The organism is Spirosoma arboris (genome assembly GCF_009754945.1).
Taxonomy (GTDB): Bacteria; Bacteroidota; Bacteroidia; order Cytophagales; family Spirosomataceae; genus Spirosoma; species Spirosoma arboris.
In genome coordinates this window covers 181203-195531 of record NZ_WPIN01000013.1, presented here as the reverse complement: position 1 = coordinate 195531, position 14329 = coordinate 181203, and the positions used below count along the sequence as shown (strand labels likewise).

At 46.1% G+C, this 14329-nt stretch carries 8 protein-coding genes and 1 pseudogene; 7 read left to right on the top strand and 2 right to left on the bottom strand.

What is annotated here, in order from left to right; translation table 11 throughout:
• Positions 1-299: 299 nt before the first annotated feature.
• The 4 genes and pseudogenes from GO755_RS41615 to GO755_RS28425 all read left to right on the top strand — a co-directional run.
• Positions 300-993 (top strand): annotated as a pseudogene (locus GO755_RS41615) (transposase); the annotation flags it as partial.
• Between the two features lie 161 nt (positions 994-1154).
• Positions 1155-2420 (top strand): toll/interleukin-1 receptor domain-containing protein, encoded by a 1266-nt coding sequence (locus tag GO755_RS42060; protein ID WP_157588703.1) that lies wholly within the window; start codon positions 1155-1157, stop codon positions 2418-2420.
• A 19-nt stretch (positions 2421-2439) separates the two neighbouring features.
• Positions 2440-4320 carry an nSTAND1 domain-containing NTPase gene (locus GO755_RS28430; protein ID WP_157588702.1) on the top strand — a complete coding sequence of 627 codons (1881 nt, stop codon included), beginning with the start codon at positions 2440-2442 and terminating at the stop codon, positions 4318-4320.
• Positions 4310-5014, top strand: a complete 705-nt coding sequence (locus GO755_RS28425; RefSeq protein ID WP_157588701.1) for a WD40 repeat domain-containing protein — start codon at positions 4310-4312, stop codon at positions 5012-5014. Before GO755_RS28430 ends, GO755_RS28425 begins: the two co-directional genes overlap by 11 nt.
• Before the next feature lie 373 nt (positions 5015-5387).
• On the opposite strand, the gene GO755_RS28420 is transcribed toward GO755_RS28425, so the two are convergent.
• Both GO755_RS28420 and GO755_RS28415 read right to left on the bottom strand, forming a co-directional pair.
• Positions 5388-6383, bottom strand: a complete 996-nt coding sequence (locus GO755_RS28420) for a PDDEXK nuclease domain-containing protein (protein ID WP_157588700.1) — start codon at positions 6381-6383, stop codon at positions 5388-5390.
• A 264-nt stretch (positions 6384-6647) separates the two neighbouring features.
• Positions 6648-7688, bottom strand: coding sequence for a LacI family DNA-binding transcriptional regulator (locus GO755_RS28415; protein ID WP_157588699.1), 1041 nt, complete (start codon positions 7686-7688; stop codon positions 6648-6650).
• Positions 7689-8038: 350 nt separating this feature from the next.
• Here GO755_RS28415 and GO755_RS28410 point away from each other — a divergent pair, with 350 nt between their 5' ends.
• The 3 genes from GO755_RS28410 to GO755_RS28400 all read left to right on the top strand — a co-directional run bounded on the left by GO755_RS28410 (position 8039) and on the right by GO755_RS28400 (position 14312).
• Positions 8039-11293: a SusC/RagA family TonB-linked outer membrane protein gene (locus tag GO755_RS28410; RefSeq protein WP_157588698.1), complete on the top strand. Its 3255-nt coding sequence runs from the start codon at positions 8039-8041 to the stop codon at positions 11291-11293.
• Between the two features lie 14 nt (positions 11294-11307).
• On the top strand, positions 11308-13122 hold the full coding sequence (locus GO755_RS28405) for a RagB/SusD family nutrient uptake outer membrane protein (RefSeq protein ID WP_157588697.1): 1815 nt from the start codon (positions 11308-11310) through the stop codon (positions 13120-13122).
• A 101-nt stretch (positions 13123-13223) separates the two neighbouring features.
• The gene (locus tag GO755_RS28400) at positions 13224-14312 is read left to right on the top strand and encodes an endo-1,4-beta-xylanase (protein WP_157588696.1); all 1089 of its coding nucleotides are present in this window, start codon (positions 13224-13226) and stop codon (positions 14310-14312) included.
• The last annotated feature ends 17 nt before the right edge of the window (positions 14313-14329 follow it).

Sequence of the window (14329 nt, the reverse complement as noted above, 5' to 3'; positions counted from 1 at the left end):
CTCCTCTTATAAGTAACAAAATCTAATTAAATATATACTATTAACTTGCTCAGTTTTGAATATATTATGATAGTCTTCTAAGCAAGTAGCATCTAGTACAAGTATTCATTGTATTTAAAATATTTTATATACAATGAATTGTTTCCATATTTTTGAAAAATTGCACCAAGTTATATTTATAATTATTCTTTAGATACGGGAAAAACACCCTTTTTTTGACCTCCTCCCTGTAAAGTGGCCCGCTCTAAAGTAGAGAGTTCGGGCGATTTTCGGTACTTTTAACAACCAAATAATTGCTTATGAAGAAGACCAAATTCACCGAAGCTCAGATTGTTTTCGCGCTTCGACAGGCCGACACCGGAACCGTTGTCGCTGAGGTTTACCGCAAGATGGGCATTAGCGAAGCGACCTTCTATAATTGGAAGAAAAAGTATGGGGACTTGGGCGTTCCCGAACTTCGGCGACTTCGTCAACTCGAAGAGGAGAACCAACAATTAAAGCAGTTGGTCGCTGATTTAAGCCTTGAGAAGTAGATGCTCCAGGAGGTGATCAAAAAAAGCTCTGAGGTCAGCCCAACGCCGAGGGTTGGCCCGGGGCCTGATAGATGAGTACCGGATATTGAATCGACGAGCCTGTGAAGTAGTAATGCTACGTAGGTCAACCTGGTTTTACAAAGCTCGTAGGCGAGATGATACGGTGATTCGAAAACGCATTCGAGAAATTGCTGAAACCCGTGTACGGTATGGATGTCAGCGCATTTTTACTCTGCTTAGACGGCAAGGTTGGCGCGATAATCACAAGCGGGTACACCGTTTATATCGTCTTGAAGGGCTCAACTTGCGCAGTAAACAATCTCAGCGTTATCGAATGGCCTTACGTCGACTAGATCGGCCTCAACTCTCCAGTATTTGTCAGTGCTGGAGCATGGACTTCGTAACCGATCAGCTCTTTGACGGACGCAGAATACGGCGTTTTGTGAGACTAGGGACATTTTACCTCCACTCATATGGCTATATTTTTATAAGTGAGCCTCTTAATTTTCACACGAACCTTCTTTTATTATGTCTACAATGATTCAACGCGTGAGCGTACGATGAAATGTCTTACTCAAGGCGCTTAAAGAGGAACGTTGTGTTTTTATTATAGGCCCAGACGTGGCCAGATCGAATGATAAATCCTTATTTGATGAATTTAGTGAATCATTAGCCGGTCAGTTCTCGAAAGACGATTTACATGTTTTCCCTAATGAAGAGTTGTTCTTCTTTCAACGGTTTGATGTAAGGCTCGAAGTGGCCGATGCCCTCCAGACTTTTTACCGAACACACTTCGGCTTGCAGAAATTTTATAACGGGCTGGCTGATTTACCGTTTCATCTAATTCTATCGCTAATTCCCGATGATACGTTGAAAACCACCTTGGAGCAGAAAGGCTTGAAGGTCCAGTTTGGGTTCCAGCCCATTCGGGAAAACCCCGAGCCAATTGCAAAATTGCCTTCCATCGATGAGCCATTAATTTACAACCTCCTGAGTAAATCAGATAATGATCAACAATTGATTCTGACCTTCGACGATTTATTCACCTATCTATCCAATATTTTTGGTCCAAAAGATTTCCCTACTAATCTGAATGCCGTCCTACGTAACGCCAATACATATATCTTCCTAGGAGCGATGTTTGATAAGTGGTACATGCATCTTCTGCTAAAGAAGTTATGTGCCCATGAAGCCTACCGGGCCGCCGCAGTTACTTCTCTCCAACATAACGCCTTAACTTTTGTGATGAACAATTTTTCGTTGGGGGTAATCGATTTAGAGCCTTCTGTCTTTATTAATGAACTCCACGCTAAGTGTCAACAGGAAGGCATTTTACGCAGCCAGCGTTCCGGAAATACAGAAGAGAAAGATGGGCGGCATTCAATTTCTTCCAATTACGCGGTGCCAATATTCATTTCTTATGCGAGAAAGGACAACTTATTTAAGGACGATCTTAAACTCAAATTATTTCAACTTGAGAACAGTGGGCGCGTAAAAATTTGGGCTGATGATGCGCTTAGAGCGGGCGAAGAGTGGTCTAATGAAATTGCTATGCAATTAAAGCGGTCAAAAATTATTATACTGTTGATTAGCGATTACTTTTTGAATTCTACCTATTGCTATAACATTGAGCTTAAAGAAGCTTTGGGGTTACGACAACAGCGTACAGATGTGCATATAGTACCGGTTCTGGTAAGAGCTACAATGTTTGAAGATGCTGCGCCTTTAGATAAAGGTCTGCCTTTGTTAAAGGATTTGAATTTCAGTCCGAAAGATCCGGGTAACGATTACCAATTAATAGCCGTAGAAGATTGGGCAAAGCCTAACCATGCCTGGCAGCAAGTAGCCACTGAGATCAAGCGACTACTTGATGAAATGAACTCCTAAACCATACCATAACTCTACTGTGAATACACGCTATCCTGGTATCAAACCTTTTACGACTGAAGAACAGGATCTATTTTTCGGCCGTGATCACGACCGCGAAGAATTATTTAAGCTGATTTATACTCAACAGATAGTGGTGCTATACGGCCGAAGTGGTTTTGGCAAAAGCTCACTGATCAACGCCGGTATTGTGCCCAAGCTACAAAAAGCCCAATTGCCTTTCTTCAAAATTCGTTTCGGCAATTATAACCCGGAAGACCGCTCACGACAGCTTACACCGGCAGAAGCCACGGGCGAGTTATTTGCGTCAAGTGTAGTTGACGGCTTACTGTCCAATCTGTCGCCCAATAACCAGTCAATTTGGTACCGGATCAAAAACTTTCAGATTCAAACAGATGTGAATCAGTTTGTGCTACTGTTTGATCAATTTGAGGAATTGTTTTCGTACCCAGCCAACCAGGTTATTGACTTCAAGCAGCAGTTGTCCGACGTTTTGTACCGGATTGTTCCCGACTGGCTGCTGGCTGCCAGTAGCCAGCGTATAAAAGTGCTCGATGAGACCGATCAGGAACTGCTTTACCGGAAACCGGAGATAAAAGTGGTTTTCTCTATTCGCACGGATCGGTTGGCTTTGCTCAATGAATTAAAAGATTTTCATCCAGCAGTTTTAAGGCACTGTTATGAATTAGACGCTTTAGATGATGATGAAGCGATTGACGCAATTCGGCAACCAGCCAATAAAGAAGGGGGCTACAAAACACCTGCTTTTGAGTACGATCCAGATTTTATAGACCAAATTCTAACGGGTATTCGGAATGTTCAGGACCATAAAATTGAGACAACTAACTTACAAATTGTGTGTAGCACATTTGAGAAGTTTATTGTACCAGAAATCCAGCGGCAAAACCGACAACCTATCATTCTTCATTATAATGATTTATTGTTCCTGAATACGGATAGTAATAACATTCATTCGGCTAAAATAAACACAAACGAAGAAGTCGGTATTCAGGATATATTTCGTAGCTACTATGTTCAAACCTTAGAGCTTTTAAAACCTGAAGAACAAGTAATCGCTAAAAAAATTATTGAGGAAGAACTGGTTAAACAAGGCCGACGCCTTCCGTTTGCGCTGGAGTACCTTCTAAGCCGTTTTGTAGGAGAGGGACTGACGGAGGAATTACTTAATAAACTAGTAGCAACTTCACTGCTGCGGGTAGAGCGTGATAGTCAGGGCCGGATGATTTATGAACTGGCGCATGACACGCTGGTAAAGCCAGTGACCGAATATCGCGAAGAGCGAAAAAAAGTAGAAGAGGAACTAGAGAGGCTGGCAGAAGAACGAAAGAGGCTTGCAGAAGAACAAGCGAGAACATTGGAATATAAAGTAAATGTGTTAACGAAGCAAGCTAACATACGTAGCCAAACTGCCACAGTAATAGCCGTTATGGCGTTAATAGCTTCAGTAATTGCTACTTATTTCTATGTAACAGCAAAGGAAAATGCCCAGCAGATAAAAGCTTATTACTGGGCAGCGGAAAGTGCTAAGCTACCTCCCGATCAGGCGTTACAATTGTTAAAGGCTGCAGCAGCTTATAACTTAAGCTTACCTCAAGTTTATGATCGAATTGTCAATGAGTTTAATCGCTCAGATAGCGTATGGTTCGCTAAATCAACCTTGAGACACAAGAATACGGTGTATTCGGCAGTGTTCTCTGCTGATGCCAGCCGTATCCTGACGGCTTCCTTCGACCAGACAGCTCGGCTGTGGGATAGCCAGGGTAAGCTGCTGGCTACTCTGCACCATAAAGATGCAGTGTATAGGGCGGTGTTCTCTGCTGATGCCAGCCGTATCCTGACGGCTTCTCTCGACAGCACAGCTCGGCTGTGTGTGGGATAGCCAGGGTAAGCTGCTGGCTACCCTGCACCATAAGAATGAGGTGAATTCGGCAGTGTTCTCTGCTGATGCCAGCCGTATCCTGACGGCTTCCTTCGACCAGACAGCTCGGCTGTGGGATAGCCAGGGCAAGCTGCTGGCTACCCTGCACCATAAGGCTGCAGTGAATTCGGCGGTGTTCTCTGCTGATGCTAACCGTATCCTGACGGCTTCCGACGACCAGACAGCTCGGGTGTGGGATAGCCAGGGCAAGCTGCTGGCTACCCTGAACCATGAGGCTGCAGTGAATTCGGCGGTGTTCTCTGCCGATGCCAGCCGTATCCTGACGGCTTCCTTCGACCAGACAGCTCGGCTGTGGGATAGCCAGGGCAAGCTGCTAGCTACCCTGAACCATGAGGCTGCAGTGAATTCGGCGGTGTTCTCTGCTGATGCCAGCCGTATCCTGACGGCTTCCCTCGACCAGACAGCTCGACTGTGGGATAGCCAGGGCAAGCTGCTAGCTACCCTGCCCTATAAGGCTACGGTGAATTCGGCGGTGTTCTCTGCTGATGCTAACCGTATCCTGACAGTTTCTGGAAACAACACAATCAGGATATCTTATACAGCAGAGGGAGCAATTCAATGGATAGAAAATCATCCAGATAAAATTGCCCCTTTAACAGAGGAGAATAGAAAATTATATAGTTTGGATCGTTGAGTTAAAATGTTCTTCTGAAAAGGAAGTTAAATGTGGGATTCTTGTAAGTGTATATCGTCAGCCCAAAGTGGACAAATGCGGTTGAAAAGAGAAGAGATACTTTTAATCACTTTGTAAGCGCTGAAAAATATGATTTTTCCGTCGACTAATCATAGTTAACTGCTTAGTTTTTTGCCGTTCCGCTACGATTTGTTCTTGGCGACCCCAGTACTCATCAGCTGGCCGTACATTGTCCAGTATTATGTTGCAAGTCCACCCCATCTTAAGGCTAAACCGTGATTTCTACAAACACCTTTTTCTTGTGGTCATGGAGGGTGTACTTATTCGACAGTTACTGAGCTAATAACTAAAAAGGAATTGCGTGCAAATAATGTTACAGGTCAGCCTCATCGCCCGTTAATTCTTTTCGAATTTCGTCGATTAGCTGCTGCTCTGTAGGTAGATGCAATTGATACTTACTGGCAAATAACTGGGTATTGTTCTCCGGCAGCGTATACCGGACCACGGCGTCATTCTTGTCCGCACATAACAAAACACCAATCGTGGGATTTTCATAAGACTCCTTTATATCTCGGTCGTAGTAGTTAACATACATTTGTAACTGGCCTAAATCTTGATGAGTTATCTTATCCATTTTCAGATCTAGCAGCACAAAACATTGTAATAACCGATTATAGAAGACTAAGTCAATTTTGAATTCGTCACTGTCAATGATGATCCGCTTTTGCCGGGCGACGAAGGAGAAACCATTACCTAGCTCCAAGAGAAATTCCTGAATATGGGTGATAATGGCGCTTTCAATGTCATGCTCGTAATAACTTGCTTGTGGTTTCAATCCTAAAAATTCTAACACCATAGGATCTTTGATCACCTGATGAGGTTGAGTTGGCTTAGCTTGCGATTGAGCAATCGCTAAAACACTTTCCTTATCCTGACTCATCAATAACCGTTCATACAGTAAGCTGTTGATCTGCCGCTCCAGTTGCCGCACCGTCCAGGCATTTTTCTCCGTTTCGGCCATGTAGAACGCTCGCTTACTAGCGTCTTCCCATCGCACCAAGACTTTATAATGCGTCCAGGTCAATTGTGAACTCAGTGAGTTCACAATTGGATAGGTGAGGTAAAACTGTCGACTTAACTGGAGATTTCGGCTCGAAAAGTTTTCGCCATAATCTGCAACTAATTGACTCGAAAGGTTTTTAATCAGCCCTTTACCATACGTGGCCCGGTCTTGCCCTTGCTGCTCATCTTCCACGATAACCCGGCCAATATGCCAGTACATTAGGGCTAGGGCATGATTGATAGAGCGAACTGCACTTTCTCTTGATTGATGAATAATCTGCCGAATTTCAGAAACTAATTGATCCATTTAGCGGGAAAGGAAAGACGTCTTTTTGAGAAAAATGGGATCGTAACAAACATGACCTCCCATCGGCGAAGTTACTTAATAAAGGATGAAGGATAGGTAATCAGACTGCATACGCAAGGTACTCTGATAGAGGTCATTCGTTCACAAAAACCAAAACTTGACTAAAAATGGTGAACCATTAAATTGAACGGGTTTATTGAACGCAAAAAAGCCGTTTCCAGCCCCTTCCCTCCTACCCAGCCACCGTTCAGAAAAACGTCCGACTTAGGGTAATGTGCTTTGTGACACGACTCGTTGTGAGGAACCTCTAACGACCAGTTCGTGATTCAAGAGAATGGTATTGGTCGTACTTAACCGCAACAACCCATTCAAGTGATTAATTAAGCTTTGTGCTGCTATTTCCCCCATCTCCTGACCAGGATAATGGATGGTCGTTAACCCAGGATCAATGACCAGCGAAACGGGGTCATCATTGAAACCAACTACCGCAATATCGGTTGGAACAGAAAAGCCACTTTGCTTTAAGGCGGTAATACAGGTTGCCGCACAAAAATCACTGGCGATAAAAAGGCCATCGGGTGGAATAGCCATACTTTTAATGTAATTGACTAGATCCAGGCCGTCCTGCCGAGTCAAATTAGTGCTCCGTTCTAACTCGGCTCCGCCCGTCAATCCATGTTCAAGCAAAGCTAGTTTGTACCCTCTTAACCGGTCAGCATACACATTGCGTTTCAAACTACCTGTTACATGCAGGATGCGTTTACAGCCCTGATTAATCAGGTGGATCGTTGCATCATAGCCCGCTTTTTGGTTGTCAATAACAATATTGATGCAGTTTTTCTGAGCGATTACCCGATCAAACAGGATAAGGGGAATCCCCTTCCTAAAAAATGTATTGAAATGGTCGAGATTATCTGTGTCAGACGCCAGCGATACCAGTAATCCGTCCACCCGACTATCGAACATGGTTTTTGCGTTCGCAATTTCTTTCGTGACTGACTCTAAAGACTGGCTGATAATCAGATTATAACTGCTTTCATTAGCTACTTTCTCCATACCCGATAAAACGGTCGACATAAAAGCACTGTCTAGCCTGGGTACAATTACGCCTATAGTCTTGGTCCGCTGCCGACGAAGGTTACTGGCAAACATATTGGAGCGATACCCCATCTCCATCGCTTTATTGGCAACTAACGTCTTGGTATTCTGATTAATGGCCGGATGGTCGTTCAAAGCCCGACTTACTGTTGCCGGGGAGAGCTCCAACTGTTTGGCTATGTCGTAAATGGTAATTTCCTTCTGCATTGTGGTAAATACCTATTGGTAGTGGAGCAAAATACAATCCAAATTACATAAACTAATTTTGCAATCGATTGAATACCATTAATTATCCGTATAAATACTTATAAAATTTGCAAGTAATACAGTGTATTTTATCCATAATAGCGTTCAAAAAGACCAATATCCAACAAAAAACACAGTTATAAACTAAAACAGTGCAATAAATGCAATTATACTATATCATGAAAAATTTGTTATGCAACCGATTGCTTTACAAATTTAATAATTAGAACTTTACAATTAAATCACTGTCCACCCTCTTTGGGCAGCTATAAGTACTCCTAAACGCAGTAAATGATAACCTACGTAAACCGATGCATCACATTTTACTGAATCACAACCGGTGGGAAAGGATTATGAGAGGCTCAGGCATACAAATTATGCTTGCCATTATTCTGACCCAGATAAGTATTGCTCATGACGGCAGGCCGCAGGAGTTTGTAAATAGACAAATCAGTAACCCAATCCGTGTAGATAAGCAACTGACGGGTCGAGTTACAGCAGAAAACGGCGAGGGGCTGCCAGGCGTCAATATCCAGATCAAGAATACGACGCGGGGCACAACAACAGACGTTACGGGAAATTATCGTCTCTCCATTCCCGAGGAGGCCGGAATCGTACTTGTTTTCTCCTTTATTGGCTATACCTCGCAGGAGGTGTCTGTGGGTAGCCGATCAGTCATCAATGTTACGCTGGCAACCGACGACAAAACCCTCAACGAAGTAGTGGTCGTTGGCTATGGTACGCAACGAAAACGAGATATCACAGGTGCGGTAGCAACCGTTACCGAAACGACGCTGAAGGAAGTACCTGCCCCTAATTTGGTAAACCAGCTAAAAGGGCGGGCTGCCGGGGTATCGATTACGAGCAACGGCGCTACACCGGGTTCGCAAGGGCAGATTCGTATCCGAGGAAACCGCACCCTGACCACTAGTCAAACGGGAGCCGATGCGCTGGATGGTCCGCTGGTTGTGGTCGATGGGATACCTTATAGTGGTCTCAATGACATCAACCCCGATGACATTGCCAATATCGAAATCCTGAAAGATGCATCGGCTACTGCTATCTACGGATCGCGGGGGGCAGGTGGCGTACTGCTCATAACGACTAAACGAGGGAAAACTGGCAAGCCTGTCATCAGCTATGATGGTTACCAAAGCGTTACGTCCATCATGAATGAGTATCCGGTGTATAATGGGGCCGAATATGCGCAGTTTAAAACCGATGCCGCCACCTATAACCGGACGTCTCCAGGCACAACGTCGTACGGTCTAACGCAGGCGGAAAAGGATGCCTTGGCAGCGGGCGTTTCTACGGATTGGCAGAAGCTTATCTACCAGAAAGGCTACACTTCCAACCATCAATTGAGTTTACAAGGTGGCACCGAAACGACGCAGTATGGTATGAATGCCGGTTTTTTCCGGGAGCAAGGCATTATTCCTGGCCAGAACTTCAACCGTTATAATATCCGGGCCACCATCGATCAGCGCATTGGCCGTCGAATAAAAGTGGGGTTAAACACGCTGAATACCCTGACGTATACGAATACACCGGGTGGGGCAGGTGTTCCTTCGAACCTGGTTCGGTTAACCCCATTGGCCTCTCCCTACAACGCAGATGGCACGGTAAATCTTCAGCCCGCAGTCGGGTCGCTTGATGCGCCCAACTACATTAGCCCGTTAACGCTTACGACAAAAAGCGACGCCATCCTGGCCCGCAACCGCAATCTTCGAACGTTCAACAGTATTTACGCCGAAGTGAACATCATTGATGGATTACGATACCGGTTCAATGCGGGCTTGAACTATAGCCAGGGCGCAGGCAATAACTACAGCGGACCGTTGACGTATGTGAATACAGCTACCGTTCAGTCATCGTCCAGCGCCAGTCTCAGTAATTCGGAAACCTGGAATTACGATTTACAGCACTTGCTTTATTACGACAAAACCATTGCCCAGAAACATAAAATTGGGTTTACTGGCTTGTTTGAAGTCGTAAAAGACCACTCACAGGGAAGTAATTTCAGTGTAACCGGAGTTCCGGCTGATTACATCCTCAGCTCTAATTTTGGTCTGGCCAGCGGCACACCTGTAGCAGACCCCACCCTGCAATCCTTTACCGAACAAGGGCTGATCTCGTACATGGGTCGGGTCAACTATAGTTACGCAGACAAATACTTGCTTACCCTCACGATGCGACGCGATGGGTCCTCTACGCTCTCGCCGGGGAATCAATATTTCAACTACCCGGCCATTGGCCTGGGCTGGAACATCGCCGAGGAAAGTTTCATCAAGAGTATACAGGCGATTACCAATCTAAAACTGAGAGGTGGCTTTGGTATATCGGGAAACCGGAACGTAAGTCCATATGCCACGTTGGGCGCACTAACGGCGGGGTATTACAATTTTGGGCAGGGCACCGCTGGTCAGCAATTAGCATACACAGTTACCAGTTTGCCCGCAACCAACTTAGGCTGGCAATCAACGTCACAGGTGGACATCGGTCTTGATTTTGGTTTATTCAGCAACCGCCTGACAGGTAGCATTGACTATTACCATCAGAAAACAAAAGACATCCTGCTATCGGTCCCACTACCAGCCAGTAACGGAGCCGGTTCTACGTTGAAGAATCTGGGTAGAACAGAAGGAAAGGGCATGGAGATTTCTATAACCGGCGATATTATTCGGCACCCAAAAGGATTTAACTGGAGCGCGGATGTGGTTTTCTTCTTCAACCGGGAAAAAATCACTCAGCTTACCACTCCTGCTGAGCAATCGAATGTCGGCGCAGGCTGGTTCGTTGGCCAACCGCTGAGTGTAATCTACGACTACAAAAAAATAGGTATCTGGCAGAATGCCGATAAGGAAAACGGTACGCTGGCCAAACAAACCTCACCGGTTCAGCAGCCGGGTCAAATCCGGGTGGAAGACGTTAACGGGGATGGAAAAATCGACCCTCAGGACCGACAGATCATCGGTAACTTCCAGCCGAACTGGGAAGGTGGCCTAACCAATCGGTTCAGCTTTAAAGGGTTCGATCTGTCGATTGTCACCTTCGCCCGGATGGGCATGAAAGTGGTGGTTCCTTACCTCACGGGTAACGCAGGTGGTGCGGGTGGATTCCCCTTCTTCAATCAGGGACGTGTTAACCAGATCAAGGTTGATTACTGGACCGACACGAATCCAACAAATGCCTTCCCGGCACCGGATGCCAACAATTCTGTGCTGTATTATGCTTCCACGCTGGGCTATTACGATGGCTCATTCATCAAGGTTAGAAGCATAAATCTGGGCTATACGTTCGCTACGCAATTGATTAAGAAGATTGGGTTTAGCTCGGCCCGGGTGTATCTGAATGCAACCAACCCTCTTATTCTTTATTCACCATTGGTTCGAGATCACCTGGCTATTGATCCAGAAGGGAACGGTTATGCCCTAGCAGCCGGAAGCAATGGCGGAACGGTAACAACAACGGCTGGCGACACAGGTACACCTGCCCGTCAGGTTGTGGTCAATTTAAATAATCCACCTGTACGGCAATTCACACTGGGCGTCAATCTTAAATTCTAATTATCAGCACGACAATGAAAACCATAAAAATAGGGTGCGTTCTTGGTCTGATTGCTTTTTTCAGCACAGGTTGTGAAAAATTGCTGGAGGAGCACCCCCAATCACAAGTTGTCCCTTCGTTCTTTAACAGTGCTTCTGGTGTGTTAGGCGGAATCGCCGGGGTCTATAACGATATTCGATCAGACTGGGGTACCGAAGGGTTCACCGTAGAAATGCAGGGAGGAACCGACGAGTTTTTGCAGGGAGCCAGTTCAGGAGGAAGCCCCGTTTACACCTATAACGGGCTTAATAGCGGTAACTTTGGCGCTGCCTGGAACGTGGCATTCCAGGACATTAATACCTTAAATGGCGTACTGCAATATGGACAAACCGTTGACCTACCCGATGCTACCCGCCGACAATATCTGGCACAGGCCAAGTTTTTACGGGGTTTCTGGTACTTTTATTTAGTACAGACCTTTGGCGATGTTCCCCTGCATACGACCTTTATCACGGTACCGTCTCAGGCCGATTCACGTCAGCCAGTAGCGCAAGTTTACGAACAGATTATCAAAGACTTGACGGAAGCGGCTACTGATTTACCGAATCAGCCAACGGCTCCCTTTCTGGGGAAAGCGGCTACCAAACCAGTGGCGCAACTGTTGCTAGCCAAAGCCTACCTGACTCGTGGCTGGCTAAACAATACAGCGGATGACTTCACCCAGGCGGCTTCGATCTGCGCAGATATCATTGCCAACAAAGGCACTTACGGCCTGGACCTGTGGCAAGATTTCGGCGACGCGTTTCTACCAGCCAATGATTACGGCAAAGAATCCATGTTCGTCAGCGATCACTCTTCTGATCCTAAATATGGCTATTACACCGTAGGTGGTCAGGCCGCTGGTGGCGCTGCGCAAAACCTGACGCCCTGGCTCACCAACTGGAATTACCCGACCAACAGCACCGTCAACGCCTACAAAAATGCCGCTGGAACCTTGGTTTTTGCGGGCCCTTCAGGCATGCTTCGGGATTCGTATTACGGACGGCCTTTTATTCGGATGCGCCCCAACAGCTACAAATGGCCATCGGGTGATAATTCGGGGAAGAATTACTTCCTGGATCAGGCCTTTACCAAACGCGATGTCGATTCGCGGTTCGCCAATTCATTCTATACCGTTTACATCGCGAATACGTCGGTTACGAATACGGCCACAACCGCTAACAACAGCCGGGGGATTGGTTATACAACGGTTGTGGGCGTTGATACAACGGTCTTGTTTACGGACTATGAAGTAGCTGGTGCTCCCCAGTTTATTGGGACAAGACCCTTTAAAGGAATTGTAGTACCGCCGAGCCTATGGAATAACGCGATTTACCCTGCGCTAAAGAAATTCATGGACCCTAGTCGGGGGGCCAACATCAACGATCCATCAACGCGCCCAGTGGTTTTATACCGCTTTTCGGATGTGTATCTGACCGGAGCTGAAGCCTACCTGAAAGCAGGTGACGCAACGAAGGCAGCTGCGCTCATTAACGTCGTGCGCCAACGGGCGGCTTATCGCAAAACAAACACGGCAGTGCAGAATACAGCGGCTGTTACCGCGATGACAATCACCCCAGCTGACCTAACGGTAGATTTTATTCTGGACGAGCGGAGCCGTGAGTTTTTCGGTGAATGGCAACGCTGGCAAGATTTGGTTCGAACTCGTTCGCTGGTTCGTCGCGTGAAAGCCTGGAATCCAGAGGCAGCTCCTTACATACAGGACTTTAATATGCTACGCCCCATTCCACAATCGCAAATCGACCGCGTTGTAGACGGGCCAAAGTTCCCGCAAAATCCGGGCTACTGAGCAGGTATATAATTGATAATGAGTAATGTAGAATGGATAATGTTTTTCAGTAGACTCATTATCCATTCTACATTATTCATTTCACCTTCCCCTAACTACTCATGAAAAAACGAACGGGATTAGCGCTTCTGATTGGGAGCTTTATCGTCTTGGGGGCAACACTCCCTCCCGCCGATCCAATCAATCAGCCTACGCTCAAAGAAGCCTATAAGTCTTATTTTCCAATTGGTGTGGCCGTTAATCCACGGATGATACAGCCGGGGCCGGATGCTGAATTGATCAAAGTCCAATTCAACAGTATAACGCCCGAAAATGCCATGAAAATGGGGCCTATACATCCAGAAGAGAACCGTTACAACTGGAAAGATGCTGATGCCATCGCCGATTTTGCCCAGCAGAACAATATCAAACTACGAGGTCATACGCTCTGTTGGCACAACCAGACGCCCCGCTGGTTTTTTACTGATTCAACGGGAAAAACCGTAAGTCGTGACGTGTTGCTCACCCGGCTAAAACGGCATATTACCGACGTTATGGGCCGATATAAAGGTAAAATTTACGCCTGGGACGTCGTGAATGAAGCAGTTCCTGATACTGGTAAAAGCATCTACCGTCAATCGAAATTTTACGAGATCATCGGCGAAGACTACATCGAAAAGGCCTTTCAATATGCCCACGAAGCAGATCCATCGGCCCAACTATTCTACAACGATTACAATACCGAAGATGCCTCGAAGCGGAATCGGATTTACCAGTTGCTGAAAAAACTAAAGGACAAAATGGTACCCATTGATGGAGTCGGTTTACAGGCTCACTGGTCCATTTACGAACCTACCCGACACGAATTAGAGGAGTCGATCAACAAGTTTGCCAGCCTGGGCCTAAAGGTGCAGTTTACAGAAGTCGACGTATCCGTCTACCCCAAGGAGCACGAGCGTCGGGAACGTCGCGATTCAGACAAAAGCGAGTTTACGCCAGAAATCGCTGATAAACAGGCAGCCCATTACAAAATGCTGTTCGAGGTATTTCGTAAGCATCGCGACAAAATCACCGGCGTTACATTCTGGAACCTATCTGATCGGTACTCCTGGCTGGATAATTTCCCCGTTGCAGGCCGCAAAGATTATCCGCTGTTATTTGACCAGAGTGGCCAGCCTAAGAAAGCGTTTGAGGGCGTGGTGAATTTTTAAAGCAAGCCCATTCACTC

Excerpts from the sequence above, each read along its gene's own strand:
- GO755_RS28420 (WP_157588700.1), bottom strand. The coding sequence starts at position 6,383 with ATGGATCAATTAGTTTCTGAAATTCGGCAGATTATTCATCAATCAAGA.
- GO755_RS28415 (WP_157588699.1), bottom strand. The coding sequence starts at position 7,688 with ATGCAGAAGGAAATTACCATTTACGACATAGCCAAACAGTTGGAGCTC.
- GO755_RS28410 (WP_157588698.1), top strand. The coding sequence starts at position 8,039 with ATGCATCACATTTTACTGAATCACAACCGGTGGGAAAGGATTATGAGA.
- GO755_RS28405 (WP_157588697.1), top strand. The coding sequence starts at position 11,308 with ATGAAAACCATAAAAATAGGGTGCGTTCTTGGTCTGATTGCTTTTTTC.
- GO755_RS28400 (WP_157588696.1), top strand. The coding sequence starts at position 13,224 with ATGAAAAAACGAACGGGATTAGCGCTTCTGATTGGGAGCTTTATCGTC.